This is a genomic window from Streptomyces sp. B3I8 (assembly GCF_030816915.1).
GTDB lineage: Bacteria > Actinomycetota > Actinomycetes > Streptomycetales > Streptomycetaceae > Streptomyces.
This window is the reverse complement of sequence record NZ_JAUSYN010000002.1, coordinates 2603122-2626548: the sequence shown is the minus strand read 5'-3', so window position 1 is coordinate 2626548 and position 23427 is coordinate 2603122. Positions and strand designations below refer to the sequence as shown.

Below are 23427 nucleotides of genomic sequence, written 5' to 3'. Positions count from 1 at the left end.
GCCCCCGCCGGATGCGTGCCCCCGCCCCGCGCGGTCGACTCGTCCCCATGAGCACCGAACCGCCGCCGCCCCCCGACGACGACCCGCTCCGAAAACGCCCGTACGGCAATCCGCCCCCGTCCGGCGGCAGCCCCTACGACCACCCCGGCGGCACACCGCCCCCATCCGGCGGCAGCCCGTACGACCACCCCGGCGGCAGCCCGTACGACGCGCCCGGGCAAGGGCCCCCGGGTCACCCCGGTTCGCCGTACGGGGCGTACGGGGGTGGTCCCTACGGGCCCGCCCCCGACCCGCTCGCCGGGATGCCGCCCCTCGCCGACAGCGGCAGACGCGTCCTCGCCCGCGTCATCGACCTCGTCCTCGTCGGCGTCGTGGTCTGGCTGCTCTCCTATGCGTTCCACACCACCGAGTACGACTACGACATGGGCGGCGGCACCGTCGACTACGGCAGGTCCGTCGGGCAGTCCGTCATCGCCGCCGTGCTCTACATGGCGTACGACACCGTCATGATCAGCCGCACCGGCCAGACCCTCGGCAAGCGGTGGCTCCACCTCCGGGTCGCCGACCTCGGCACCGGCGCCACGCCGTCGGTGTCCGCCAACCTCGTCCGGGCGGCGGTGCTGTGGCTGCCGTTCGCGTTCTGCTGCGCGTGCGTGTGGACGGCGATCTCCGGTGGCTACAGCTTCTTCGACCGTCCCTACAAGCAGGGACTGCACGACAAGGCGGCGAAGACGGTGGTGGTCAGCACCAGGTGATGCGGGTACGGCGGTGGTGGTCAGTGATGCCGGTCAGTGGTGCCGGTCAGTGATACGGATCGGGAGACGCCGGTCGGGCGACGGCCCGGTGCCACCCCGCCTCACGGCTCGGCGTGCTCCCGTACCGCCCCGGCCCCCGTACGCGCGCCGGCGGCCGAACGCACGGCCTCCGCCTCCGGGGATCGGCCGGCCCTCCTGGCCGACGGCGCCGGTGCCGGCACCGTCACTGCCACCAGCAGCCCGAGGACCAGCGCCGCGGCCGCGATCACGGCGATCCCGAGCACGGAACTCGCCTGCGACAGCAGCAACATGGCGAGCGTGGAGAAGAGCACCGTGCAGGATCCGTAGACGAGTTGTGCTGCGGTCGGACGAGGCATGGTCAGTCCTCGGGGTGGGGTTCTCCCCCCGGTGCCTCTCGCGCTGGGGGAGATGGCGGACAACGGTTGTGGTGGTGAGGCGGCGGAACGGACGAGGACGCACCGCCGGTCACGCTGGGAATCGCAGGGCGACAACGGTGTCGGTCCTGACGATCGGTCACGAGCAAGGCGCTTCGCCCATCGAGTTCCGCCCATCGACTCTCTTCCGCTGGCATGCCCCGGTGGAACGTGCGGTAAGCGTCGCCTTACCCCAGGGGCCGGTGCACAGGGGGCGCACGGAGTCATGGACTATGCCAACACGCCGATGCCACGCGCCCGTCGACAGCGAGCGATCATCCGGCGGACACCTACGGACCACCCGTCCGTATAACGGAAGCAACCTCCGCATAATGCAATTGACCTGTGCAAGTCAAGGTCTGTCTTTTTCGGCCAACGTCCGGTCAAATGTTCGTCACTTGACTACACGCGTATACCGCGCGCGGGCTCTCGACGGGAACCCCCGTCCCCCAAGGCCCCCCTTCCGCGCGCCGGACGCGTCAGGGGAGGACATCAAGTGACACGCAGACCCTGGACGTATCGAGCGGCGACGACACTTGTCGCGCTCGCGACCGCGACGGCGACGTACTCCACGTTCGCCGTCGCCCAGGCCGCCGACAAGGCACCGGCCGCGTCACCGGGCACCACCGTCGACCGGCACGACCCGCAGCCGGTCGACGCCCGTGCGCACGACCTCGACGGACCGCTGAGCAAGACCCAGAAGGCCCAGCGCGCCGAGGCGCTCGACCAGGTCATATCCGGCGACGCCACGGTCAAGGACCGCAACGGCTCGCAGGTCGTGCAGCTCCACGGCCGCAAGGGCGACAGCAAGTACGTCGAACTGGGCCGGGAGAAGACCGACAAGATCTTCACCATCCTGGTCGAGTTCGGCGACAAGGTCGACAGCCGCTACGGCGGCACCGCCGGCCCGCTGCACAACCAGATCGCCGCGCCGGACCGCCGCACGGACAACAGCACCGCCTGGCAGGCCGACTACAACCAGGCGCACTTCCAGGACCTCTACTTCGGCACCGGCAAGAACACCGAGTCGCTGAAGAAGTACTACGAGAAGCAGTCCTCGGGCCGCTACTCGGTCGACGGCGAGGTCACCGACTGGGTCAAGGTCCCCTACAACGAGGCCCGCTACGGCTCCAACTCCTGCGACCAGTGCGCCTGGAACGCGGTCCAGGACGGCGTCAACGCCTGGGTCGCCGACCAGGAGGCCCAGGGCCGCAGCGCCGCCGCGATCAAGACGGACCTGGCCCAGTACGACCAGTGGGACCGTTACGACTACGACGGCGACGGCGACTTCAACGAGCCCGACGGCTACATCGACCACTTCCAGCTCGTGCACGCCGGTGAGGACGAGTCCGCGGGCGGCGGCGCGCAGGGCAAGGACGCCATCTGGGCCCACCGCTGGTACGCCTTCGGCACCGACGCCGGCGCCACCGGTCCGGCCGGCAACCAGCTCGGCGGCACCCAGATCGGCGACACCGGCATCTGGGTCGGCGACTACACCATCCAGCCGGAGAACGGCGGACTCGGCGTCTTCGCCCACGAGTACGGCCACGACCTCGGCCTGCCGGACGAGTACGACACCAGCGGCAGCACCGATGAGAACTCCACCGGCTTCTGGACCCTGATGTCCTCCGGTTCCTGGCTCGGCACCGGCAAGCAGGCCATCGGCGACCTGCCCGGCGACATGAACGCCTGGGACAAGCTGCAGCTCGGCTGGCTGGACTACGCGACCGCCAAGGCGGCCACCAAGTCCCGGCACACCCTGGGCCTGGCCGAGTACAACACCAAGAACAAGCAGGCACTCGTGGTCACGCTGCCCGACCGGGCGGTCAAGACCGAGGTGGTCCCGCCCGCGCAGGGCTCGACCCAGTGGTGGAGCGGCCAGGGCAACGACCTGCACAACTCGCTGACCCGCAGCGTCGACCTCACCGGCAAGTCCGCCGCGTCCCTCACCCTCGACGGCTGGTGGGACATCGAGAGCGGCTACGACTACCTGTACACCGAGGTCTCCACCGACGGCTCCAAGTGGACGCCCATCGACGGCACCCTGGCCGACGGCGCCGCCATCCCGCGTGACGCCAGCGACAAGCCGGCCCTCACCGGCTCCGTCGACGCCTACCAGAAGCTGACCTTCCCGCTGGACGCCTACGCCGGCCAGAAGATCCAGCTCCGCTTCCGCTACCAGACCGACGGCGGCGCGGCCCTGAAGGGCTTCGCGGCCGACGAGATCACGGTCACGGCCGACGGTGCGACCCTCTTCTCCGACAACGCCGAGTCCGCGGACGCCGCCTGGACCGCCGACGGCTTCTCCCGCATCGGCGCGGACTTCACCAAGGACTACGCGCAGTACTACGTCGCCGAGAACCGCCAGTACGTGTCGTACGACACCACGCTGAAGACCGGCCCGTACAACTTCGGCTTCTCGCGCACCCGTCCGGACTGGGTGGAGCACTACCCGTACCAGAACGGCCTGTTGATCTGGAAGTGGGACACCTCCCAGCCCGACAACAACACCACCCAGCACCCGGGCACCGGCCTCATCCTCCCGGTCGACGCCCACCCGAAGGCGCTGAAGTGGAACGACGGCACCCTGATGCGCAACCGCGTCCAGGCGTACGACTCCACCTTCACCACCGAGCGCACCGACGCGATCACGCTGCACTCCGCGGACAAGGCGACGAAGATCGCCTCCCAGAAGGGCGTGCGGGTGTTCGACGACGGGGCGAGCACGTACTACGACACCGCCAACCCGACCGGCGGCGTCAAGATCACTGACACCCACACGACGATCCGGATCGTCCGGGCCCCGCACGACGGCTCGACGATCACGGTCGAGGTGGGCCGCTCCTCCAAGTAAACGAGCGTTAGTGCAGGTCAGAGTATGATCGGCCGTGACCCCTTGGCGGGTCGCGGCCGATCGTGTTTAGGTGCCTGCTGTGAGCCGCTTATTGACGCCGGGTTCCGTGGAGGTGCGACCGCATGGCCGCAGGAGGTTTCTGCAAGCTGCCGAACGGCCATGTGGTCGTGGCCCTGAACCTGCCGGGGGCTTCGGTGGGTGCCGTGCCGGGTGCCCCCGTGCCCGGTGTGCCCGGTGGGGTGCGGGTGCTGGTGCATGCGGTGAACCGGGCGCGGGCGTTGACGCGGTTGCGGAATCTGGGGATGCGGGCGGTGTATCTGCGGGGGAATTCGGCGCCGCCGACGCCGGACGAGATCACGGCGGTGCTGCATCATCCGGATGGGTTGGTGTGGCGTACGACGCCGGGGGTCGGCCTGCCGTCTCCCGAACTCTGGCACCCCATCCGGGCGCTGCTGCGGCAGCCCGCGGTGCGGGTGTAAGGGGGTTCCCCGAGGGTTTTCTCGCCCCCCGGGGACGGGAATGGGTAGGGGCGGCGGGGGCGAAGAAAAACCCGTCAGGCCACCACCGGCTTGCCTGTCAGCGTGACGCCCGCCGCGCGGAGCTCGTCCAGCGCGCGCTCCGTCGTCTCGGCGGCGACCCCCGCCGTCAGGTCCAGCAGCACCTGCGTCCGGAACCCCTCCCGCACCGCGTCCAGCGCCGTCGCCCGCACACAGTGATCCGTGGCGATCCCCACCACGTCCACCTCGTCGACCTCCCGCTCGCGCAACCACTCGGCGAGCCCCGTGCCGTTCTCGTCGGCGCCTTCGAACCCGCTGTACGCCGCCGCGTACGCGCCCTTGTCGAAGACCGTGTCGATCGCCCCCGAGGCGACGGCGGGCGCGAAGTTCGGGTGGAAGCCCACCCCCTCCGTGCCCGCCACGCAGTGCGCGGGCCAGGAGTGGACGAAGTCGGGGTTGTCGGCGAAGTGGCCGCCCGGCGCGATGTGGTGGTCACGGGTGGCCACCACGTGCCGGTACCCGGCCGGGGCCTGGGCGATCAGCTCGGTGATCGCGGCGGCCACATCGGCGCCGCCGGCCACCGCGAGGCTGCCGCCCTCACAGAAGTCGTTCTGCACGTCTACGACGATCAGCGCGCGGCGCATGGTCGGTGTCCTTCGGGTCGACGGGAATGTTCCGAGGGTAGAGACTCCGGGGTCGCGAGGGGAGGGGGCGCGGCCATCTCGCTCACCGCGTCACCCCGTCACCGCCGCACCCCGCCACCTCGTCACACGTATGCGGTCGGGATGACGGCGTCCCCGCGCGAGAGCTGGGTCGCCGACAGCGGCAGCCCCGCCCGCGCGGCCGCGTGCCGGTCCCGTACGGCGTCCAGCGGCTCGCGCCCGACGACCTGCCCGCCCCTGACCAGCTCCACCAGGAGCTGCCGGTCGGCCAGCTCGGGCGGCACCGGCCCGGTGCCGATCACCTCGGCCTCGGCCACCCCGTGCGCGTCCAGGCGCCGGGCGGCCCACTTGCGGCCGCCGATGGAAGTCTTGCCGCCGCTGGACTTCTTCGCCACCGGCACCAGCGGCGCCCTCGCGTCGTCCGACTCGGCGCGCGCCACCAGCTTGTAGACCATCGACGCCGTCGGGTGGCCGGAGCCGGTCACGAGCTGCGTACCGACGCCGTACCCGTCGACGGGGGCGGCGGCCAACGAGGCGATGGCGTACTCGTCCAGGTCCGAGGTGACGATGATCCGCGTGTCGTGGGCGCCCAGCTCGTCGAGCTGCTGCCGCACCCGGTGCGCGACGAGGAGCAGGTCGCCGGAGTCGATGCGCACCGCGCCCAGCTCGGGCCCTGCCACCTCGACCGCCAGCCGTACGGCCTCGGTGACGTCGTAGGTGTCCACGAGCAGCGTGGTGCCCCGGCCGAGGGAGTCGACCTGGGCGCGGAAGGCGTCGCGCTCGTTGTCGTGGAGCAGGGTGAAGGCGTGCGCGGAGGTACCGACGGTCGGGATGTCGTAACGGAAGCCGGCCGCGAGGTCGGAGGTGGTGGCGAAGCCGCCGACGTACGCGGCGCGGGAGGCGGCCACGGCGGCGAGTTCGTGGGTGCGCCGGGCGCCCATCTCGATCAGCGGGCGGTCCCCGGCGGCCGAGGCCATCCGGGAGGCGGCGGCGGCGATCGCGGAGTCGTGGTTGAGGATGGAGAGGATCACGGTCTCGAGGAGCACGCACTCGGCGAAGGAGCCCTCCACCCGCATGATCGGCGAGCCGGGGAAGTACACCTCGCCCTCGGGGTAGCCCCAGATGTCACCGGAGAAGCGGTAGCCGGCCAGCCATTCGAGGGTCTTTTCGTCCACGATCCGGCGCTCGCGCAGGAAACGCAGGACGTCCGCGTCGAAGCGGAAGTTCTCGACCGCGTCCAGTACGCGTCCGGTGCCCGCCACGACGCCGTAGCGGCGCCCTTCGGGCAGCCGCCGGGTGAAGACCTCGAACACCGACCGCCGGTCCGCGGTGCCGGCCTCCAGTGCGGCCTGCAGCATCGTCAGCTCGTAGTGATCCGTGAAGAGCGCCGTCGAGGGGACGTCCACCGGCAGCCCTAGGTCCGCTGTGTTCATGGCAGATGATCGTACCCTCATCTCGTCAGTCTGACGATTTGGGTCGTGGCCGGGCTCCTGTCCGGCTCGTTTATGCGTGTGACCCCCTGTGGTGGCAGCATGGGGCGTGTGACGGCTGCCGCACCCCTAGAGATCGAAAAGACCGAGTCGGCGGAGGAGACGTTCGCCGTACCCGAGCCCGACCTGCCCTGGGTGACGATCGTCCACAACGACCCGGTCAACCTCATGAGCTATGTGACGTACGTCTTCCAGACGTACTTCGGCTACTCCAAGGACAAGGCCACCAAACTCATGCTCGACGTCCACCACAAGGGCCGGGCGGTGGTCTCCAGCGGGTCCCGCGAGGAGATGGAACGCGACGTGCAGGCCATGCACGGCTACGGTCTGTGGGCCACGCTGCAACAGGACCGCAAGTAGCGCGCTCCCTGACTCTCCCGCGTCTCCCCCTCCCCGCCCTGACGACACGCTCCAGTGAACGGACCCTGACGGACTCCATGCCCGGACACTTCGAACCGCTCCCCGGCGGCGGCGCGACCGTCGCGCTCGACGAGGTCGAGATCTCCATCATCCGGTCGCTGGCGGTCCAGCTCCTGGAACTGATCGGGCCCGGTCCGGCCGAGGACGACTCGGCGGACCCGCTCGCCGAACTGTTCGCCGAGGGACCGAGCGAGCCGCCGTCCGACCCCGTGCTCAAGCGGCTCTTCCCGGACGCCTACTCCGACCCGGAGGGCGAGCCGGCCTCGGCCGCCGCGGCGGAGGAGCGACGGGCGTACTCGTCGGAGTTCCGCCGGTTCACCGAGAACGACCTGCGGGCGGGCAAGCGGGACAACGCGCTGGTGGTCGTGCGGACGCTCGACCGGTTGACGGTCGCCGAGGGACGGGCGGTGCTGGAGCTGACGCCGGGCGAGTCGCAGCAGTGGCTGCGCGCGCTCAACGATCTGCGGCTGGCGATCGGGGCGCGGCTGGAGATCACGGACGAGGACGACGCGGACCTGCTCTACCACCTCTCCGACGAGGACCCCCGCAAGCCGATGGTGATGGCCTACCTGTGGCTCGGCGGCCTCCAGGAAACCCTGGTCACGACGCTGCTCCCGTAAGCGTTCCCCCCGCCCCCGCCGGCCACCCTCCGTTCGCTCAGCGGCGCCTCAAATCCGGATAACGATCACGTCAACGCGTGCGCCCGTTTCGCCCGCTCCGCTTCCCTTACGCCCGTTCTCCCTGTGCGCCGCGCCACATCCGCCCTGCTCGATCACAATCGCAACCGTGATAGATCTTCACGACCGCCCGGCAGGCACACCCACGCCCGCCGGGGGCGCAGCCGCCCGGCCGACCGCCGGCACGGCACCGCTCCATCGCATCCGGGGGGATCGAGAACCGACCACGGCCGACGCCAGGCCGAGATCGACATGGAGAAAGGGCGCACCACACATGACTTCCGCGCAGGTCGACAAGAGCCACGGCGAAGGTGATCGCAGTCGCGACGCGACGACAGCGGCGGCAGCGGGGGCGGCACCCGGCGGCGCCCCCGAGGAGGGCTACGAGCGCGGACTCGGCAGCCGCCAGGTCCAGATGATCGCCATCGGCGGAGCGATCGGCGTCGGTCTCTTCCTCAAGGCCGGCGCCAACATCGAGAAGGCCGGCCCCAGCCTCATCCTGATGTACGCGCTCGCCGGCGCGATCATCTTCTTCATCATGCGGGCCCTGGGCGAACTCCTCCTCTACCGCCCCGTCTCCGGCTCCTTCGCCGATTACGCCCGCGAATTCCTGGGCCCCTTCTTCGGCTACTTCACCGGCTGGACGTACTGGCTGATGTGGGTGGTCACCGGCATGGCCGAGCTGACCGCCGCCGCCATCTACGTCAACTACTGGTGGCCCCAGATCCCCCAGTGGGTGACGGCCCTGGTCTTCCTCGTCGTCCTGTTCGTGGCCAACCTGATCTCGGTCAAACTGTTCGGCGAGATCGAGTTCTGGTTCTCGATGGTGAAGGTCACCGCGCTCATCGGCATGATCGTGATCGGCGTGGGCGTGCTCACCTTCGGCTTCAGCTCCGCCGGCGACACCGCCGCCGTCTCCAACCTCTGGGAGTACGACGGCTTCTTCCCCAAGGGCATCGGCTCCTCCCTGATGACCCTGCAGGGCGTGATGTTCGCCTACCTCGCCGTCGAGCTGGTCGGCGTCACCGCGGGTGAGTCGGAGAACCCGGAGAAGACGCTCCCCAAGGCGATCAACACCCTGCCCTGGCGCATCGCCCTGTTCTACGTCGGCGCCCTCGCCGTCATCCTCTCCGTGGTGAAGTGGACCGAGTTCGGGGAAGGCGTCAGCCCCTTCGTGAAGGCGTTCGCGGTCATCGGCATCCCGGCCGGCGCCGGCATCGTCAACTTCGTCGTTCTCACCGCCGCGCTGTCCTCCTGCAACTCCGGCATGTATTCCACCGGCCGCATGCTGCGCACCCTCGCCGACAACGGCGAGGCCCCCCGCGTCTTCCAGCGGCTGTCCGCCACCCGCACCCCCGCCCTCGGCATCACCGTCTCGACCGCCTTCATGGCCATCGGCGTGGTCCTCAACTACGTCGTTCCGGAGAAGGCGTTCGGCTACGTCACCTCCGTCGCCACCGCCGCCGGCATCTGGACCTGGCTGATGATCCTCGTCAGCCACGTCCGCTACCGCCGGGCCGTGGACGCCGGCCGGCTGCCCGCCTCCTCCTTCCCGGCGCCGGGCGGCGCGGTGTTCTCCTACGTCGCCATCGCGTTCCTGCTCTTCGTCACCGGCCTGATCGCCTACGACAAGGACTCCAGGATCTGTCTCTACGTGATGGCCGTCTGGGCCGTCGCCCTCGGCATCGGCTGGGCCGTGCTCAAGGCCCGCCGCCCCGAGGTCACCGCCCGCCGCGAACCGGCGCTCGAGGAGATCGGCTGAGCCGGGACCTCCACGGGACGGAACCCGGATCGGAACAGGTCTGTCCGGCATGCGGGCCGTCGCGTACCACCCCTCGGTACGCGGCGGCCCGTTGCCTATGCTGGCCGCATGCTGACCCTCACCCAGGAGCTCCACGACCGGATCGTGGCCCACGCCCGCCAGGACCACCCCGACGAGGCATGCGGCGTGGTCGCCGGGCCCGCCGGCTCCGGCCGGCCCGAGCGGTTCGTCCCCATGCTGAACGCCGCCCGCTCGCCCACCTTCTACGAGTTCGACTCCGGCGACCTGCTCAAGCTCTACCGCGAGATGGACGACCGCGACGAGGAACCCGTGATCGTCTACCACTCGCACACCGCCACCGAGGCCTACCCCTCGCGCACCGACATCTCCTACGCCAACGAGCCGCACGCGCACTACGTCCTGGTCTCCACCGCGGACACCGACGGCGCCGGCGAGTTCCAGTTCCGCTCGTTCCGCATCGTGGAGGGCGAGGTCACGGAGGAGGAGGTCGAGGTCGTGGCGGCCTACTGAGACCGCCCGCGGACCCGGGCATCCCGGTCGAACCCGACCAGGTCTCACCCCTCGGTCGAATATCGTCCGCACTCCGAGATCACACTCCGGGCACCAGGGCGGGAATCGATACGATGACCCCATGGTTCTGAACGACGTGAGCGACAAGACGCCGAGCCTGCTGCTCGTGGCGCGGCTGCACGTCGATCTGTGCAGGCTGAACAGCGCCATCTGTTGACATTCCCTGCCGCCGTACGGCCGTGAGCCCGCGGCGCGGCACCGCCGCGCGCCCACCGACCCCACTCTCCCGACAGGAGCCGCACCATGGCCATCGAGGTCCGCATCCCGACCATCCTCCGCACGTACACCGACGGCCAGAAGGCCGTGGAGGCCGCCGGGGACACCCTCGCCGCACTCTTCACCGACCTCGACGCCCGCCACCCGGGCATCCAGGCCCGCATCGTGGACGGCGAGCAGCTCCGCCGCTTCGTCAACGTCTATCTCAACGACGAGGACGTCCGCTTCCTCGACGGCATCAACACCAAGGTCACCGACGGCGACAACGTGACGATCCTGCCGGCCGTGGCCGGCGGCATGCGCTGATCGGCCGCCGGTCCCCATGCGCTACGACTCCCCGCTGGCCGCGGTGGGCAACACCCCTCTGGTGCGCCTGCCGCGGCTCTCGCCGTCCGCCGACGTCCGCATCTGGGCCAAGCTCGAGGACCGCAACCCGACGGGTTCGGTCAAGGACCGGCCCGCCCTGCACATGATCGAACAGGCCGAGAAGGACGGCCGGCTCACCCCCGGCTGCACCATCCTCGAGCCGACCTCCGGCAACACCGGCATCTCGCTCGCCATGGCGGCCAAGCTCAAGGGCTACCGCATGGTGTGCGTGATGCCGGAGAACACCTCACAGGAGCGCCGGGACCTGCTCGGCATGTGGGGCGCGGAGATCATCTCCTCCCCGGCGGCCGGCGGCTCCAACACCGCGGTCCGCGTCGCCAAGGAACTCTCCGCCGAGCACCCCGACTGGGTCATGCTCTACCAGTACGGCAACCCCGACAACGCGGGCGCCCACTACGCCACCACCGGCCCCGAGATCCTCGCCGACCTGCCCTCCATCACCCACTTCGTCGCCGGACTCGGCACCACCGGCACGCTGATGGGCGTCGGCCGCTTCCTGCGCGAGCAGAAGCCGGACGTGAGGATCGTCGCCGCCGAACCGCGCTACGACGACCTCGTCTACGGGCTGCGCAACCTCGACGAGGGGTTCGTGCCGGAGCTGTACGACGCGTCGGTGCTCACCACCCGCTACTCGGTCGGCTCCGCCGACGCCGTCACCCGCACCCGCGAGCTGCTCCAGCAGGAGGGCATCTTCGCGGGCGTCTCCACGGGCGCGGCGCTGCACGCGGCGATCGGCGTCGGGAAGAAGGCGATGGCGGCGGGCGAATCCGCCGACATCGCCTTCGTCGTCGCCGACGGCGGCTGGAAGTACCTCTCGACGGGCGTCTACACGGCGGAGACGACCGAGGCGGCGATCGAGACGCTGCACGGCCAGCTCTGGGCGTAACGGCTCGCATCGGGCGGGGGCCGTCCGCCCCCGCCCGTGCACAGCTCGGCGTGTTACGGCGTGCAGACCTTCGTCAGCTCGCCCGCCGCGTCCGTCACCGGGCTGACGTCCGGCGTCTCGTCGCCGTTGCGGACGGCCGTGCGGACGTTCGACACGGCGTCCCGCAGGTCGTCGACCGCCTTGTTGACGTCCGCGTCGTCCGTCTTGTCGCCGATCTTGTCCAGGTTCTTCTCGATCGCGTCGAGCGACGTGTCGGTCTGGGTCGGGTCGTTCGCGGCGTTCTCCACGGCCTGCTGCAGGTCGGTGACACTGTCGGCGATGGCGTCGGCGGTCTGGACACAGTCCAGGGCCTTGTTCACCGCGTCGCAGCCGACCGCCGCCGGGACGGCGACGAGTACGGCGGCGACGGCGAACATTGCGGTACGACGGCGGTGGCGCGCGGCCATGGAGGGTCCTCCCCGTAAGCGTGAGTTCGCACATGCCCGCACATGTGCGAACGGGCGCACGGCCGACGACCGTACGCCCGTACCGTTAAGAACGCACCCGGTCAGTCGGCGGTTGCCTCCAGGACCGCGCGCTGGGCCGCGGCCAGGTCCCCGCACCCCGCGACCGCGAGGTCCAGCAGCGCGTTCAGCTCCTTGCGGTCGAACGGCTCCGCCTCCGCCGTGCCCTGCACCTCGACGAAGCGGCCGTCACCGGTGCAGACCACGTTCATGTCGGTGTCGGCGCGGACGTCCTCCTCGTAGCGGAGGTCGAGGAGCGGGACGCCGCCGACGATGCCGACGGAGACCGCGGAGACGGTGTCGGTCAGGGGCTGCCGGCCGGCCTTGACCAGTTTCCGGCCGCGCGCCCAGGCGACCGCGTCGGCCAGCGCCACGTACGCGCCGGTGATCGCGGCGGTACGGGTGCCGCCGTCGGCCTGGAGGACGTCGCAGTCCAGGACGATGGTGTTCTCGCCGAGCGCCTTGTAGTCGATGACCGCGCGCAGGGAGCGGCCGATGAGCCGGGAGATCTCGTGCGTACGGCCGCCGATCCGGCCGCGGACCGACTCGCGGTCGCCGCGGGTGTTGGTGGCGCGCGGGAGCATCGAGTACTCGGCGGTCACCCAGCCCTCGCCGCTGCCCTTGCGCCAGCGCGGCACGCCCTCCGTGAAGGAGGCGGTGCACAGCACTCTGGTGTCGCCGAAGGCGACGAGTACGGAGCCTTCGGCGTGCTTGCTCCAGCCGCGCTCGAGGGAAACGGGACGGAGCTGTTCGGGCGCACGGCCGTCGATACGAGACATGGGAGGAGCCTAGCGGCAGCCGGGCGGGTGCCCCGGCGCGGTGAGCACCCGGCGGGTGCGGTGGGGGGCAGCCCCCGCCGCCCCTGCCCTCCCCCGAGCTCTCGACTGCGTCCGAGCAGGGGGACTCCCATCGTCCCTCCAAGGGGCTTCGCCCCTTGGACCGCGGGGGTGCGTTGTCGGCCGGCCGTCGGTGGGGGCCGGCCGCGCAGTTCCCCCCAGCGCCCCTTGATGGGGGGCGCCCCTCTGCACGGGGCGTCCCGTACCGCTTACATCAGGTCTTCGATGTCCGCCGCGATCGGGTCCGCGTCCGTGCCGATGACGACCTGGATCGCGGTGCCCATCTTCACCACTCCGTGGGCTCCCGCCGCCTTCAGCGCCGCCTCGTTCACCAGTGACGGGTCGACCACCTCGGTCCGAAGGCGCGTGATGCAGCCCTCGATCTCCTCGATGTTCTCGATACCGCCGAGCCCGGCGACGATCTTCTCAGCCTTGGTGGCCATGTCCACTCCCTGCGTGCGCTGGCACTGATGCGGCGTACTGGTCTACACCACGCGGACCACGGTAGCCGAACCAGGGGGCGGGCGGCGGGCCCCGGGGGCCGCACGGAGCATGACGGAGGGTGACGTCCCGGCAGCGCAAATCGCGGGTTCCTTATGCGGACCTCATCTGCTACAACAGGTCTACACCACTCAGTGGTGTAGACCACCACCGATGGAGGAACGTATGACCACCGCCACCGCGACGGCGGTCCCGGCGAAGAAGCGGGGATCGGGCCTGTTCCAGGGCCTGCAGAAGGTCGGTCGCAGCCTACAGCTTCCGATCGCAGTACTGCCGGCCGCGGGCATCCTGCTGCGTCTGGGTCAACCGGACGTGCACGACAAGTTGCATCTGCCCGACAAGGTGACGGCGGTGTTCGCCACCGCGGGCGGCGCCCTCTTCGACAACCTGCCGATGCTGTTCTGCATCGGCGTCGCGATCGGCTTCGCCAAGAAGTCGGACGGCTCGACCGCGCTCGCCGCCCTCGTCGGCTTCCTGGTCTACAGCAACGTCCTCAAGGCCTTCCCGGTCACCGACGCCAAGGTCACCAAGGGTGCGGACGTCGCGGCGACGTACAACAACCCCGGAGTGCTCGGCGGCATCCTGATGGGTCTGCTGGCCGCCGTGCTGTGGCAGCGCTACCACCGCAAGAAGCTGGTGGACTGGCTCGGCTTCTTCAACGGCCGCCGGCTGGTGCCGATCATCATGGCCTTCGTCGGCACGCTCATGGGCGTCTTCTTCGGCCTGATCTGGAAGCCGATCGGCGAGGGCATCTCCGACTTCGGCGAGTGGATCACCGGCCTCGGCGCCTTCGGCGCGGGCCTGTTCGGTCTGATCAACCGTGCGCTGATCCCGGTGGGCATGCACCAGTTCGTGAACGCCGTCTCCTGGTTCCAGGTCGGCGACTACAAGAACGCGGCCGGCGACGTCGTCCACGGCGACCTCACCCGCTTCTTCGCCGGTGACCCGACCGCCGGGCAGTTCATGTCCGGCTTCTTCCCGATCATGATGTTCGGTCTGCCGGCCGCCGCGCTCGCCATGGCGCACACCGCCCGACCCGAGCGCCGCAAGGCCGTGATGGGCATGATGGTCTCGCTCGCCCTGACCTCGTTCGTGACCGGCGTGACCGAGCCGATCGAGTTCGCGTTCATGTTCATCGCCCCGGTGCTGTACGTGATCCACGCGGTGCTGACCGCCCTGTCGATGGCGATCACCTGGGCGCTGGGGGTCCATGCGGGCTTCACGTTCTCCGCGGGCTTCATCGACTACGCCCTCAACTGGAACCTGGCCACCAAACCATGGCTGATCATCCCGATCGGCCTGGTGTTCGCGGTGATCTACTACGTTGTCTTCCGGTTCGCCATCGTCAAGTTCGACCTCAAGACCCCGGGCCGTGAACCCGAGGAGGAGGTCGAGGATCTCACCAAGGCGTGAGGCCCGGCCGCACGGCACGACGACGCCGTACGCGTACGGCATGACGCGGGCCCCGGAACCCTGTCGCAGGGTTCCGGGGCCCGTCCGTGTGCGGGGTCGGCCGGCCTCGGAACGCGTACGCCGGGCCGTCAGATCTCGTACGTCGCCCCCGGCGCCGCCAGTTCCGCCGGGCCGGCGAAGACCTCGCGGGCGTCGGTGAGATTGACCTGCGGGTCGGTCCACGGGGGGATGTGGGTGAGGACCAGTCTGCGGGCGCCCGCCCGGGCCGCGCTCTCGCCGGCCTCACGGCCGTTGAGGTGCAGGTCCGGGATGCTCTCCTTGCCGTGCGTGAACGCCGCTTCGCACAGGAACAGGTCCGTGTCGCGGGCGAGTTCGTCCAGCGCCTCGCTGACACCGGTGTCCCCGGAGTACGTCAGCGAGTGTCCACCGTGCTCGACCCGGATGCCGTACGCCTCCACGGGGTGCCGCACCCGCTCGGTGTGCACGGTGAAGGGGCCGACGTCGAACGTGCCCGGCTTGACCGTGTGGAAGTCGAACACCTCGCTCATCGAGGAGGCGGACGGGGTGTCGGCGTAGGCCGTGGTCAGCCGCTGCTCGGTGCCCTCGGGGCCGTAGACCGGCAGCGGGGCGCAGCGGCCGCCGTCGTGGCGGTAGTAGCGCGCGACGAAGTACGCGCACATGTCTATGCAGTGGTCGGCGTGCAGATGACTGAGGAAGATCGCGTCGAGGTCGTAGAGACCGCAGTGGCGCTGCAACTCGCCAAGGGCGCCGTTGCCCATGTCGAGGAGCAGCCGGAAGCCGTCGGCCTCTACGAGGTAGCTCGAACAGGCCGAATCCACGGAAGGGAACGACCCCGAGCAGCCGACGACGGTGAGCTTCATGAAGCTGGAACCTCCGCGTGGCGTGGCGTGCGGGAAGGGGGACGGTACGGGGGTCGTGCGGTCCGTCGAGGGTAAGGCGCGAAGGGGCGGGTCGCTCCTCCGCCAGGGGCCGTTGTGGGCGAACTCACCTGTGGTGTCACGCGTTCGGCTGGAACCGAGGCGCGGGGCTGACGACCGGGCGGGGGCGGAGCCGACGACGTACCGTCATGTGCATGGACACGTCCTGGTGGCTGGCGCTCGCGGCGGTGGTGCTGCTGGCCTTCGTCGCGACACTGGTGGACGGGTGGGGGCGCCGGGGCCGGCGCCGTCCGCCCCGGAGCGCGCGGCCCGGCAGCCGCGGGGCGGCCGGGGAACGGCCGCGCCCGGCGGAGATCTGGTGGGCCGACATGCCGTACGACGACGGCGAGGGCGACCGGCCCTGCCTGGTGCTGGCGGTACGCGGGGACCGGGCGGTGGTGGCCCGGATCACGAGCCGGTACCGGGAGGAACGGACCGGGGTCATCCCACTGCCGCCGGGAACGGTGGGGGACCCCCACGAACCCCCGAGCTTCCTGGAGACGGACGACCTGCGCGACGTTCCGCTGTGGGACTTCCGACGCCGGGTCGGAGCCGTCGGCCCCGCGCTCTGGGACCAGGTCCGCTACCTGGCGGGCTGACCGCCCGGCGGGCCGACCGCCCGGAGGTGCCCGGCCGACCGGGCGCCGGGCCCGGCCCGGCCCGGCCCGGCCCCGGAGATACTGGCCCCATGACCCGCCTGATCCTCGCCACCCGCAACGCCGGGAAGATCACCGAGCTGCACGCCATCCTCGCCGATGCCGGACTGCCGCACGAACTGGTCGGCGCCGACGCCTTCCCCGAGATCCCCGACGTCAAGGAGACCGGCGTCACCTTCGCCGAGAACGCGTTGCTCAAGGCGCACGCCCTGGCCCGCGCCACCGGACTCCCGGCGGTCGCCGACGACTCCGGGCTGTGCGTGGACGTCCTCGGCGGCGCCCCCGGCATCTTCTCCGCCCGCTGGGCCGGCCGGCACGGTGACGACAAGGCGAACCTGGACCTCCTCCTGGCCCAGCTCGGCGACATCGACGACCGTCACCGCGGCGCCCACTTCGCGTGCGCGGCCGCCCTCGCCCTCCCCGACGGCACCGAACGCGTGGTCGAGGGCCGACTCCGCGGCACTCTCCGCCACACCCCCGTCGGCACCAACGGCTTCGGCTACGACCCGATCCTCCAGCCCGACGGCGACACCCGCACCTGCGCCGAACTGACCCCCGCCGAGAAGAACACCATCAGCCACCGGGGCCAGGCCTTCCGCGCCCTGGTCCCGGCAGTACGGGAACTGCTGGGCTGACTCTTCCGGAGCTGTCGATATGCACAGGGCCCGGTTCGCCTGAGCGAACCGGGCCCTGCCTGCCGGTGCGGTCGGTGGGATTCGAACCCACATGGGATTACTCCCGCGGGCATCTAAAGCCCGAGCGTATGCCATTTCGCCACGACCGCCCCAAAACGGACATTCATTTTGGCGGGTGTCCGCAGTTCTCAGTGTAGAGCCAAGTCGCCGCGCGTCGTCGGGCGCCCTTTCTTCTGGCGGCACCATGTCGGTGTCAGCGAATGGCAGTTCGGGCACAGGTAACGCAGGTTGCTCGCTCGATTGTCTTTCCAGTCGCCGTTGATGTGATCGATGTGGAGGGTGAGTGGTGTGCCCAGCCACTCACCGGTGTTCTCGCACGAAGCGCACTGGTACGGAACTCCGATCTCCTCCAGTGCCGCGTGCAGACGTACCCGGTTGGTCCGTCCGGCTCCGTCGGGGAGGATCACCAGTACGTTCTCCGCCTTGCGGGCGGGCTTGACGACTACGGACGTGCCCCAGGCTCGACGCCTGAAGTGCCTCGTGTCGAGGTCGAACCGGGCTGCCGCTCGGCGAACGCGGCGGTGGTTGGTGTCGTTCACTTCCAGGTTCAGGGCGCGCATGACGTCGGCGTAGCTGGATGCTTCCCGTACTGCTTCCCGCAGTTGGTCTTGAGGGATCGACAGCCGGGCATTTCGGAAGTGCGACGTTTCCACGTGCCGTTCTCGCAGCGCCCGGCTCAGCGCAGCCCGGGACTGACCGTCATCAGGGATTCCCAGTGTCCTGGCGGCTTCGCGAACGCTTTTCGAGGAAGCGGCTGCTCGGTGCAGTTCGTCGTCGGTGAAGAGCGGTAAGTCTGCCCGCGCGCGGTTGATGTTCGGGAAGTGACTGATGTCGATACCCGCCGCGTCGATGCGGCGGCGGATGTGCGCGAGAGTGCCGGGCGCCGGTGTCGCGCCGAGCTTGAGGGCGGTCTCTCGCAATGTGGTGGACGACGCGGCGGCTCCAGCGATCGCGGTGTCCGCGTACAGACGCCACCGACTGCGTTGCGAGAAGTGGCTGGTATCGATGCCGAGGGCGGCGACCTTGTGCTGGAGTACACGCCGCTGCCCGCCGCTCGTTCCCAGCCCCAGGTGTCGCATGAGTTCGTTCCATGTCCGACATTCGCGTACCGCCGCGCTCAGGGTTTCACGATCGTAGGATCGCTTGACGTTGCTGCCCGTCATGCCCCCTCCGTTTTCGGCTGCGTGTTCATTTCCCGTACGGAGTAACGAGTGAGGAGCCGAGGGGGCACGCGGGTGTCTTGCGGTCGCACGCCGAAGGGGCCGGTGACGGTTGTCGCCGGCCCCTTTTGTGGTTGTCGGGCTACAGGTACAGCCCCGTCGAGTCCTCCGTGCCCTCGAAGCGGTCGGCGGCTACCGCGTGGAGGTCGCGTTCGCGCATGAGGACGTAGGCGGTGCCGCGGACCTCGACCTCGGCGCGGTCCTCGGGGTCGTACAGGACGCGGTCGCCCGCCTCGACGGTGCGCACGTTCTGCCCGACCGCGACGACCTCGGCCCAGGCCAGGCGCCGGCCGACGGCCGCCGTCGCGGGGATCAGGATGCCGCCGCCCGAGCGGCGCTCGCCCTCGGCGGTGTCCTGCCGTACCAGAACCCGGTCGTGCAGCATCCGGATGGGCAGCTTGTCGTGGTTGTCGGGCTGGGTCTTCTCGCTCACGTCCCCGAACCTACCTGTCCCGCGCGCCGAAGTCCGCAGCCGGGTCAGCGTCCCCGGCGCCCGCGCGGCGGCGGGGACTGGTCCCGGCGCAGGCCGAGGACGACGAGGCCGACGACACCGGCCACCACCAGCGCGGCCGGCACGATGCGCTCCAGACGCGGGGCGCCGTCCTCGTCGACGAACTGGGCCTTCACGCCGTCGACGGCGCGGTTCACGCCGACGTAGGCGCGGCCGAGGGTGTGGTCGACCTGTGCGGTGACCTTCGCCTTCGCGTCGCCGACGATCGTCTTCGGGTGGACCCGGACGCCGATCTCGTCGAGCGTCTCGGCCAGGGTTTCGCGGCGGCGCCTGATGTCCGCCTCGATCTGTGCCGGAGTCCTGGTGTCCGGCGTGCTCGGCGTGTCCGCCACCGCGCTTCCTCCGTGGTCGTTGCGACGCCCGCTGGGTCCGCTGGGGTCCGCTGGGTCTGATTGGCCTGATGAGTCTGCTGATCGACAGTCTGTCAGCTTCCGGGCGAACGCACCCCACGGCACCCCCGGTATGCGGGGCGCCGGGGCGATTAGGCTCGGAGCCGCAGCACCCGTCACCCCATCTGCCCCGCCCTTCGTGAGGTACCCATGAGCGAGCGACTCCAGCCCGGCGACACCGCCCCCGCCTTCACCCTGCCGGACGCCGACGGCAACGAGGTCTCCCTCGCGGACCACAAGGGCCGCAAGGTCATCGTCTACTTCTACCCAGCCGCGCTCACCCCCGGCTGCACCAAGCAGGCGTGCGACTTCACGGACAACCTGGAGCTGCTCGCCGGCGCGGGGTACGACGTCCTCGGCATCTCGCCGGACAAGCCGGAGAAGCTCGCGAAGTTCCGCGAGAAGGAGTCCCTGAAGGTGACCCTCCTGGCCGATCCGGACAAGCGGGTCCTGGAGGCGTACGGCGCCTTCGGCGAGAAGAAGCTGTACGGCAAGACGGTGGTCGGGGCCATCCGTTCCACGGTCGTCGTGGACGAGGAGGGCAAGGTCGAGCGCGCCCTCTACAACGTCAAGGCGACCGGTCACGTGGCGAAGATCATCAAGGATCTGGCGATCTGAGTCGGGTCCCGCCGTGCGGGCGGGTCCCTCCACACAGGTGCGGGGGTGGCGGGGGTGTGAAGCCCCCGCCACCCCCGCCCCGGGGTCCGGTGTCGGTCCTACTCGCGTCGCTCGTTCGTGAGCTGCGGGATCAGCCCGCCGTCGCCCTGTCCGGGGCCGCCCGCGCCGCCTCCGCCGCCGGCGCCCGCGTCGGTGCCCGTGGACGTTCCCGTGCCGCCCGCGTCGGAGGTCCCGGCGTCGGTTCCGCCGGCGCCCCCCGCCCCGGCGCCCGCCGTCTGCGACCCGGTTCCGCCGTTCGCCGCGCCGCCGCCCGCGTCGGCGCCGGGGTTCCCCGCGCCGCCGTCGCCGGTACCGCCGTCCGCCGGGGTGCCGCCCGCGTCGCCGCCGGGGGTCTCGTGTCCGCCCGTGCCGCCGTCGGCGCCCGTGCCGCCGGTGACCTCCGGGCTGCCGGAGGACGACGGGTCACCGCTCGCCCCGTTGCTCGGCTCGACGGTCTGCTCGGCCCCGTGCTGCAGCTTGAGGTCGAAATTCTTGACCGGCCTGCCCTTCAGCGCCGCCTTGGTGAACTGCGCCCAGATCTGCGCGGGCGCGCCGCCGCCGTTGACGCGGGGCAGGCCCATCGCGCCGTACAGCGACTTGTGCGCGCCGGTGTCCGGGTCCTGGCCCATCACCGAGACGACCGTGGCGAGGTCGGGGGTGTAGCCGGCGAACCAGGCGGCCTGGTCCTCCTCGGCCGTACCGGTCTTGCCCGCCGCCGGGCGGCCCGCCTGCAGTGCGGCGGTCGCCGTACCGGACTGGACGACGCCGCGCAGCACCTGCGTGGTGGTGTCGGCCGAGGTGCGGTCGACGGCCTGCTTGGCGCCGCTGTCCGGCAGCTTCACCTGCTCCGTACCGTCCCTGGTGATCTTCTCGACGAGCGTGTACGTGCCGTGCTTGCCGTGGTTGGCGAGCGTGGCGTACGCCTCGGTCATGTCGAGCACGCTGGCGGTGGCCGTGCCGAGCGCGATCGACGGGTACGGCTGGAGGTCGGGGGTGTCGGCCGGCAGGCCGAGGGCCACCGCCGTCTTCTTCACGACGGACGGGCCGACGTCGACCGCCATCTGCGCGTACACCGCGTTCACCGACTTGTCGGTGGCCTGGCGCACGGAGATCTTGCCGTAACTGACGTTGTCCTCGTTCTCCGGCGCGTACGCCCCGCCGCTCCAGCCCTGCACGGCCCGCTTGTCCGTGCCGTCGTACACCGTGTTCGGGGTGATGGTGGCGCCGCCCTGGGTGCGCGAGCCGTTCTCCACGGCCGAGGTGAACACGAACGGCTTGAAGGTGGAGCCGACCTGGTAGTCCCGGCGGGTGGCGTTGTTGTAGTACTGCTTCGTGTAGTCGATGCCGCCGTACATCGCGACCACCTTGCCGGTGGCGGGGTCGATGGCGACGCCGCCGGCCCGCACGTACCTGTCGACCTTGCGGTTCTTCTTGTCGAGCTTGGCGGTCACCTGGTCGTCGACGGCCTTGATGAAGGCGTTCTGCTTGGGCTTCTGCAGGGTCGTGGTGATGCGGTAGCCGCCGGCGGAGAGGGTTTCCTCGTCGAGGATGTGGTTCTCGGTGAGGTAGTCGTTGACGGCCTTGACGAGGTAGCCGCGCTGTCCGGACATGCCGGCGGCGATCACGGTCTGCTTCGGCTGCGGGAACTCCGCACCGGCCCGCTCGGTCTTGCTCAGCCAGCCCTTGGCGACCATGCCGTCCAGGACGTAGTCCCAGCGGGCCTTGGCGGCGCCCTTGTTCTCGGGGTGCGCGACGACGTCGTACTCGCTCGGCGCGTTGAGGAGGGCGGCGAGGTAGGCGCCCTGCTCGGCGGTCAGGTCCTTGGCGTCGACGCCGTAGTAGGCCTGTGCGGCGGCCTGGATGCCGTAGGCGTTGCGGCCGAAGAAGCTGGTGTTGAGGTAGCCCTCGAGGATCTCGTCCTTGCTCTTCTCCCGGTCCAGCTTGATCGAGATGAAGAACTCCTTGGCCTTGCGGGTGACCGTCTGTTCCTGCGCCAGGTAGTAGTTCTTCACGTACTGCTGGGTGATCGTGGAACCGGACTGCTTGCCCTTGCCGGTGGCGGTGTTCCAGGCGGCGCGGAGCGTCGCCTTGGGGTCGATCGCGGCTTCGGTGTAGAAGTCGCGGTCCTCGGCGGCGAGGGCGGCGTGCTGGGCTTTCTTGGAGATCTGGGAGAGGTTGACGTTCTCGCGGTTGACCTTGCCGTCGCGGGCGAGCTGGCTGCCGTCGGCGTAGAGGTAGACGTTGCTCTGCTTGACGGCGGCGGTGTTCGCCGCGGGGATCTTGACCACGTGGTAGCCGTAGAAGAAGGCGCCCAGCAGGGCGATGCAGAGGAGCAGGAACCCGCCGAGGACCATGCGCCAGGTGGGCAGCAGACGCCGCAACCCGGTGCGCTTGGCCTTGCGCGCCGCCTTCTTCGCGGCGCGGCGTTCCTTGCGGTTCGCGGGCGGGGCGGTGCCGTCGGCGGCCGTGGCGCCGCCGGCGGCGAAGGCGGTGGTGAGGTCACCGTCCTCGGCGTCCGCGCCGGGGCGTCCGGGGGGTGTGACGGTGCGCAGCTGCATGGTCCCGTCGGCGGGCGTGACCGGGCCGGCGGCGCCCGCGGCGGGCCGGAGGGTCGGGGCGCCGGGCCTGCGACGGCGGGGGGTGCCGCCGTTGGAGGTGGGGCCGTCGGGGGTGCCGGGCGGGTCGCCGGGGGTGGTGGCGGCCTTGGCGGCGGCCGCCGCGCCGGCACCGGCCGCGCCGCCTGCCGCGGCTCCCGTCGCTCCCGTAGCTCCTGCGGCTCCCGTCGCACCGGGGCGTGACAGCTTGCCGCCGGTGCCCCGTGGGGAACGGGACGGCGACTTCCCGGTCCCGTCGGCCCCGCCCGCGGCGTCGACGGCACGGAGCTGCATGGTCTCGCCCGCGGCGGCGGGTGGGGTGGTGGGCGCGGCGGTGGGCCGCTTGCCCTCGCGGCCGCCGCGGTCGCCGGCGGTGGTGGGCGACGCCCCGGCGCCACTGGGCCCGGAGGGACGGCCACCCTTCTTCGGGGCTCCCGTACCGGGCCCGCGTCCGGTTCCCGTTCCCGTGGCGGGATTCGAGGGGGCCGCGGTGGTGCCCGTCGCGTCTGCTTTTCGGCTGGAAATCGATTCCCGGGAGTCCTGCCGCCCCGCCGACGCCGCGCGCCGGGCGCCGGAACCGGAACGTTCGGCCGGGCGGGTGTCCGGGCGTTCGGCCGGGCGGGTGGCCGGGGCCGAGCCGGTCCTGCCGGGTGCGGCGGCAGCCCGGTGGTCGGCTCCCGCGGCGGTACGTGAGCCGGCTCCGTCGCCGGAGCCGGAGCCCTTCCCGGCACCGGAGCCCTTGCCGGACCCGGATTCCTGACCGGAGTCGGAGCCCTCGCCATCACCGGAACCGGAACCGGAACCCGAACCGGAGCCCTTGCCGGAACCGGCGCCCGAGCCCTTGCCGGAACCGGAATCCGTGCTCGCGCCCGTGGTGTCGGGC

24 protein-coding genes, 1 tRNA gene and 1 pseudogene are annotated in these 23427 nt (G+C 70.7%); 14 read left to right on the top strand and 12 right to left on the bottom strand.

The features are described 5' to 3' along the window. Window positions 1-47: 47 nt before the first annotated feature. The gene (locus QFZ64_RS13710) at window positions 48-755 is read left to right on the top strand and encodes an RDD family protein (RefSeq protein WP_307065501.1); all 708 of its coding nucleotides are present in this window, start codon (window positions 48-50) and stop codon (window positions 753-755) included. A gap of 101 nt (window positions 756-856) precedes the next feature. Here the strand turns inward: QFZ64_RS13710 and QFZ64_RS13705 are convergent, their stop codons facing one another. Beyond that, window positions 857-1132: a hypothetical protein gene (locus tag QFZ64_RS13705; RefSeq protein WP_307065499.1), complete on the bottom strand. Its 276-nt coding sequence runs from the start codon at window positions 1130-1132 to the stop codon at window positions 857-859. A gap of 553 nt (window positions 1133-1685) precedes the next feature. Between QFZ64_RS13705 and QFZ64_RS13700 the strand changes: the two genes are divergently transcribed. Together QFZ64_RS13700 and QFZ64_RS13695 are read left to right on the top strand one after the other, a co-directional pair. Next, a complete protein-coding gene (locus QFZ64_RS13700; protein ID WP_307065498.1) occupies window positions 1686-4043 on the top strand; it encodes an immune inhibitor A domain-containing protein in 2358 nt (785 codons plus the stop codon). Window positions 4044-4165: 122 nt separating this feature from the next. Next, window positions 4166-4522 carry a hypothetical protein gene (locus QFZ64_RS13695; RefSeq protein ID WP_307065496.1) on the top strand — a complete coding sequence of 119 codons (357 nt, stop codon included), beginning with the start codon at window positions 4166-4168 and terminating at the stop codon, window positions 4520-4522. Window positions 4523-4596: 74 nt separating this feature from the next. Here QFZ64_RS13695 and QFZ64_RS13690 read toward each other — a convergent pair whose 3' ends face one another. Further along, the gene (locus QFZ64_RS13690) at window positions 4597-5184 is read right to left on the bottom strand and encodes a nicotinamidase (protein ID WP_307065494.1); all 588 of its coding nucleotides are present in this window, start codon (window positions 5182-5184) and stop codon (window positions 4597-4599) included. Between the two features lie 122 nt (window positions 5185-5306). Beyond that, complete coding sequence (locus tag QFZ64_RS13685) at window positions 5307-6635, bottom strand: nicotinate phosphoribosyltransferase (protein WP_307065492.1); 1329 nt, start codon at window positions 6633-6635, stop codon at window positions 5307-5309. 99 nt (window positions 6636-6734) lie between these two features. Here QFZ64_RS13685 and clpS point away from each other — a divergent pair, with 99 nt between their 5' ends. From clpS to QFZ64_RS13655, 7 genes are all read left to right on the top strand, one after another. Next, window positions 6735-7052 carry an ATP-dependent Clp protease adapter ClpS gene (gene clpS, locus QFZ64_RS13680; protein ID WP_030382794.1) on the top strand — a complete coding sequence of 106 codons (318 nt, stop codon included), beginning with the start codon at window positions 6735-6737 and terminating at the stop codon, window positions 7050-7052. Between the two features lie 77 nt (window positions 7053-7129). Continuing rightward, a complete protein-coding gene (locus QFZ64_RS13675; RefSeq protein ID WP_307065489.1) occupies window positions 7130-7732 on the top strand; it encodes a DUF2017 domain-containing protein in 603 nt (200 codons plus the stop codon). 331 nt (window positions 7733-8063) lie between these two features. After that, window positions 8064-9551, top strand: a complete 1488-nt coding sequence (locus tag QFZ64_RS13670) for an amino acid permease (protein ID WP_307065486.1) — start codon at window positions 8064-8066, stop codon at window positions 9549-9551. Window positions 9552-9659: 108 nt separating this feature from the next. Beyond that, window positions 9660-10082 carry a M67 family metallopeptidase gene (locus QFZ64_RS13665; RefSeq protein ID WP_307065484.1) on the top strand — a complete coding sequence of 141 codons (423 nt, stop codon included), beginning with the start codon at window positions 9660-9662 and terminating at the stop codon, window positions 10080-10082. Window positions 10083-10203: 121 nt separating this feature from the next. Continuing rightward, the gene (locus tag QFZ64_RS35340; RefSeq protein WP_373430601.1) at window positions 10204-10299 is read left to right on the top strand and encodes a putative leader peptide; all 96 of its coding nucleotides are present in this window, start codon (window positions 10204-10206) and stop codon (window positions 10297-10299) included. Window positions 10300-10385: 86 nt separating this feature from the next. Further along, entirely contained in the window at window positions 10386-10664 is a 279-nt protein-coding gene (locus QFZ64_RS13660; RefSeq protein ID WP_307065482.1) for a MoaD/ThiS family protein, read from the top strand. A gap of 16 nt (window positions 10665-10680) precedes the next feature. After that, window positions 10681-11631, top strand: a complete 951-nt coding sequence (locus tag QFZ64_RS13655) for a PLP-dependent cysteine synthase family protein (protein ID WP_307065480.1) — start codon at window positions 10681-10683, stop codon at window positions 11629-11631. Window positions 11632-11684: 53 nt separating this feature from the next. Here the strand turns inward: QFZ64_RS13655 and QFZ64_RS13650 are convergent, their stop codons facing one another. From QFZ64_RS13650 to QFZ64_RS13640, 3 genes and pseudogenes are all read right to left on the bottom strand, one after another. Further along, window positions 11685-12077: a hypothetical protein gene (locus tag QFZ64_RS13650; protein ID WP_307065479.1), complete on the bottom strand. Its 393-nt coding sequence runs from the start codon at window positions 12075-12077 to the stop codon at window positions 11685-11687. A gap of 101 nt (window positions 12078-12178) precedes the next feature. Then, window positions 12179-12913 carry a ribonuclease PH gene (rph, locus tag QFZ64_RS13645; RefSeq protein ID WP_307065477.1) on the bottom strand — a complete coding sequence of 245 codons (735 nt, stop codon included), beginning with the start codon at window positions 12911-12913 and terminating at the stop codon, window positions 12179-12181. A gap of 266 nt (window positions 12914-13179) precedes the next feature. Then, a pseudogene (locus QFZ64_RS13640) lies at window positions 13180-13431 on the bottom strand (glucose PTS transporter subunit EIIB); the annotation flags it as partial. Between the two features lie 205 nt (window positions 13432-13636). Here QFZ64_RS13640 and QFZ64_RS13635 point away from each other — a divergent pair. After that, window positions 13637-14884 (top strand): PTS transporter subunit EIIC, encoded by a 1248-nt coding sequence (locus tag QFZ64_RS13635; RefSeq protein WP_307065476.1) that lies wholly within the window; start codon window positions 13637-13639, stop codon window positions 14882-14884. A gap of 128 nt (window positions 14885-15012) precedes the next feature. Here the strand turns inward: QFZ64_RS13635 and QFZ64_RS13630 are convergent, their stop codons facing one another. Further along, window positions 15013-15765: an MBL fold metallo-hydrolase gene (locus tag QFZ64_RS13630; RefSeq protein WP_307065474.1), complete on the bottom strand. Its 753-nt coding sequence runs from the start codon at window positions 15763-15765 to the stop codon at window positions 15013-15015. A gap of 212 nt (window positions 15766-15977) precedes the next feature. Between QFZ64_RS13630 and QFZ64_RS13625 the strand changes: the two genes are divergently transcribed. Further along, a complete protein-coding gene (locus QFZ64_RS13625; RefSeq protein WP_307065472.1) occupies window positions 15978-16421 on the top strand; it encodes a type II toxin-antitoxin system PemK/MazF family toxin in 444 nt (147 codons plus the stop codon). Window positions 16422-16510: 89 nt separating this feature from the next. Further along, window positions 16511-17113, top strand: a complete 603-nt coding sequence (gene rdgB / locus QFZ64_RS13620; protein ID WP_307065470.1) for an RdgB/HAM1 family non-canonical purine NTP pyrophosphatase — start codon at window positions 16511-16513, stop codon at window positions 17111-17113. A 66-nt stretch (window positions 17114-17179) separates the two neighbouring features. On the opposite strand, the gene QFZ64_RS13615 is transcribed toward rdgB, so the two are convergent. The 4 genes from QFZ64_RS13615 to QFZ64_RS13600 all read right to left on the bottom strand — a co-directional run bounded on the left by QFZ64_RS13615 (window position 17180) and on the right by QFZ64_RS13600 (window position 19236). Continuing rightward, window positions 17180-17262, bottom strand: a tRNA-Leu gene (locus tag QFZ64_RS13615). 39 nt (window positions 17263-17301) lie between these two features. Continuing rightward, window positions 17302-18336 carry an HNH endonuclease signature motif containing protein gene (locus QFZ64_RS13610; protein WP_307065468.1) on the bottom strand — a complete coding sequence of 345 codons (1035 nt, stop codon included), beginning with the start codon at window positions 18334-18336 and terminating at the stop codon, window positions 17302-17304. Between the two features lie 139 nt (window positions 18337-18475). Further along, window positions 18476-18778, bottom strand: coding sequence for a co-chaperone GroES (locus QFZ64_RS13605; RefSeq protein ID WP_373430739.1), 303 nt, complete (start codon window positions 18776-18778; stop codon window positions 18476-18478). A 92-nt stretch (window positions 18779-18870) separates the two neighbouring features. Next, window positions 18871-19236 carry a DUF3618 domain-containing protein gene (locus QFZ64_RS13600; RefSeq protein WP_307065465.1) on the bottom strand — a complete coding sequence of 122 codons (366 nt, stop codon included), beginning with the start codon at window positions 19234-19236 and terminating at the stop codon, window positions 18871-18873. Window positions 19237-19443: 207 nt separating this feature from the next. Between QFZ64_RS13600 and bcp the strand changes: the two genes are divergently transcribed. Next, the gene (gene bcp, locus QFZ64_RS13595) at window positions 19444-19911 is read left to right on the top strand and encodes a thioredoxin-dependent thiol peroxidase (RefSeq protein WP_307065463.1); all 468 of its coding nucleotides are present in this window, start codon (window positions 19444-19446) and stop codon (window positions 19909-19911) included. Window positions 19912-20009: 98 nt separating this feature from the next. Here bcp and QFZ64_RS13590 read toward each other — a convergent pair whose 3' ends face one another. After that, entirely contained in the window at window positions 20010-22304 is a 2295-nt protein-coding gene (locus QFZ64_RS13590; protein ID WP_373430738.1) for a transglycosylase domain-containing protein, read from the bottom strand. Between the last annotated feature and the right edge of the window lie 1123 nt (window positions 22305-23427).

What these genes read in the sequence shown, in the direction of transcription:
- QFZ64_RS13710 (WP_307065501.1), top strand. Translation starts at nt 48, where the DNA reads ATGAGCACCGAACCGCCGCCGCCCCCCGACGACGACCCGCTCCGAAAA.
- QFZ64_RS13705 (WP_307065499.1), bottom strand. Translation starts at nt 1,132, where the DNA reads ATGCCTCGTCCGACCGCAGCACAACTCGTCTACGGATCCTGCACGGTG.
- QFZ64_RS13695 (WP_307065496.1), top strand. Translation starts at nt 4,166, where the DNA reads ATGGCCGCAGGAGGTTTCTGCAAGCTGCCGAACGGCCATGTGGTCGTG.
- QFZ64_RS13690 (WP_307065494.1), bottom strand. Translation starts at nt 5,184, where the DNA reads ATGCGCCGCGCGCTGATCGTCGTAGACGTGCAGAACGACTTCTGTGAG.
- QFZ64_RS13685 (WP_307065492.1), bottom strand. Translation starts at nt 6,635, where the DNA reads ATGAACACAGCGGACCTAGGGCTGCCGGTGGACGTCCCCTCGACGGCG.
- clpS (WP_030382794.1), top strand. Translation starts at nt 6,735, where the DNA reads ATGGGGCGTGTGACGGCTGCCGCACCCCTAGAGATCGAAAAGACCGAG.
- QFZ64_RS13675 (WP_307065489.1), top strand. Translation starts at nt 7,130, where the DNA reads ATGCCCGGACACTTCGAACCGCTCCCCGGCGGCGGCGCGACCGTCGCG.
- QFZ64_RS13670 (WP_307065486.1), top strand. Translation starts at nt 8,064, where the DNA reads ATGACTTCCGCGCAGGTCGACAAGAGCCACGGCGAAGGTGATCGCAGT.
- QFZ64_RS13665 (WP_307065484.1), top strand. Translation starts at nt 9,660, where the DNA reads ATGCTGACCCTCACCCAGGAGCTCCACGACCGGATCGTGGCCCACGCC.
- QFZ64_RS35340 (WP_373430601.1), top strand. Translation starts at nt 10,204, where the DNA reads ATGGTTCTGAACGACGTGAGCGACAAGACGCCGAGCCTGCTGCTCGTG.
- QFZ64_RS13660 (WP_307065482.1), top strand. Translation starts at nt 10,386, where the DNA reads ATGGCCATCGAGGTCCGCATCCCGACCATCCTCCGCACGTACACCGAC.
- QFZ64_RS13655 (WP_307065480.1), top strand. Translation starts at nt 10,681, where the DNA reads ATGCGCTACGACTCCCCGCTGGCCGCGGTGGGCAACACCCCTCTGGTG.
- QFZ64_RS13650 (WP_307065479.1), bottom strand. Translation starts at nt 12,077, where the DNA reads ATGGCCGCGCGCCACCGCCGTCGTACCGCAATGTTCGCCGTCGCCGCC.
- rph (WP_307065477.1), bottom strand. Translation starts at nt 12,913, where the DNA reads ATGTCTCGTATCGACGGCCGTGCGCCCGAACAGCTCCGTCCCGTTTCC.
- QFZ64_RS13635 (WP_307065476.1), top strand. Translation starts at nt 13,637, where the DNA reads ATGACCACCGCCACCGCGACGGCGGTCCCGGCGAAGAAGCGGGGATCG.
- QFZ64_RS13630 (WP_307065474.1), bottom strand. Translation starts at nt 15,765, where the DNA reads ATGAAGCTCACCGTCGTCGGCTGCTCGGGGTCGTTCCCTTCCGTGGAT.
- QFZ64_RS13625 (WP_307065472.1), top strand. Translation starts at nt 15,978, where the DNA reads ATGGACACGTCCTGGTGGCTGGCGCTCGCGGCGGTGGTGCTGCTGGCC.
- rdgB (WP_307065470.1), top strand. Translation starts at nt 16,511, where the DNA reads ATGACCCGCCTGATCCTCGCCACCCGCAACGCCGGGAAGATCACCGAG.
- QFZ64_RS13610 (WP_307065468.1), bottom strand. Translation starts at nt 18,336, where the DNA reads ATGACGGGCAGCAACGTCAAGCGATCCTACGATCGTGAAACCCTGAGC.
- QFZ64_RS13605 (WP_373430739.1), bottom strand. Translation starts at nt 18,778, where the DNA reads ATGCTGCACGACCGGGTTCTGGTACGGCAGGACACCGCCGAGGGCGAG.
- bcp (WP_307065463.1), top strand. Translation starts at nt 19,444, where the DNA reads ATGAGCGAGCGACTCCAGCCCGGCGACACCGCCCCCGCCTTCACCCTG.
- QFZ64_RS13590 (WP_373430738.1), bottom strand. Translation starts at nt 22,304, where the DNA reads ATGGTCCTCGGCGGGTTCCTGCTCCTCTGCATCGCCCTGCTGGGCGCC.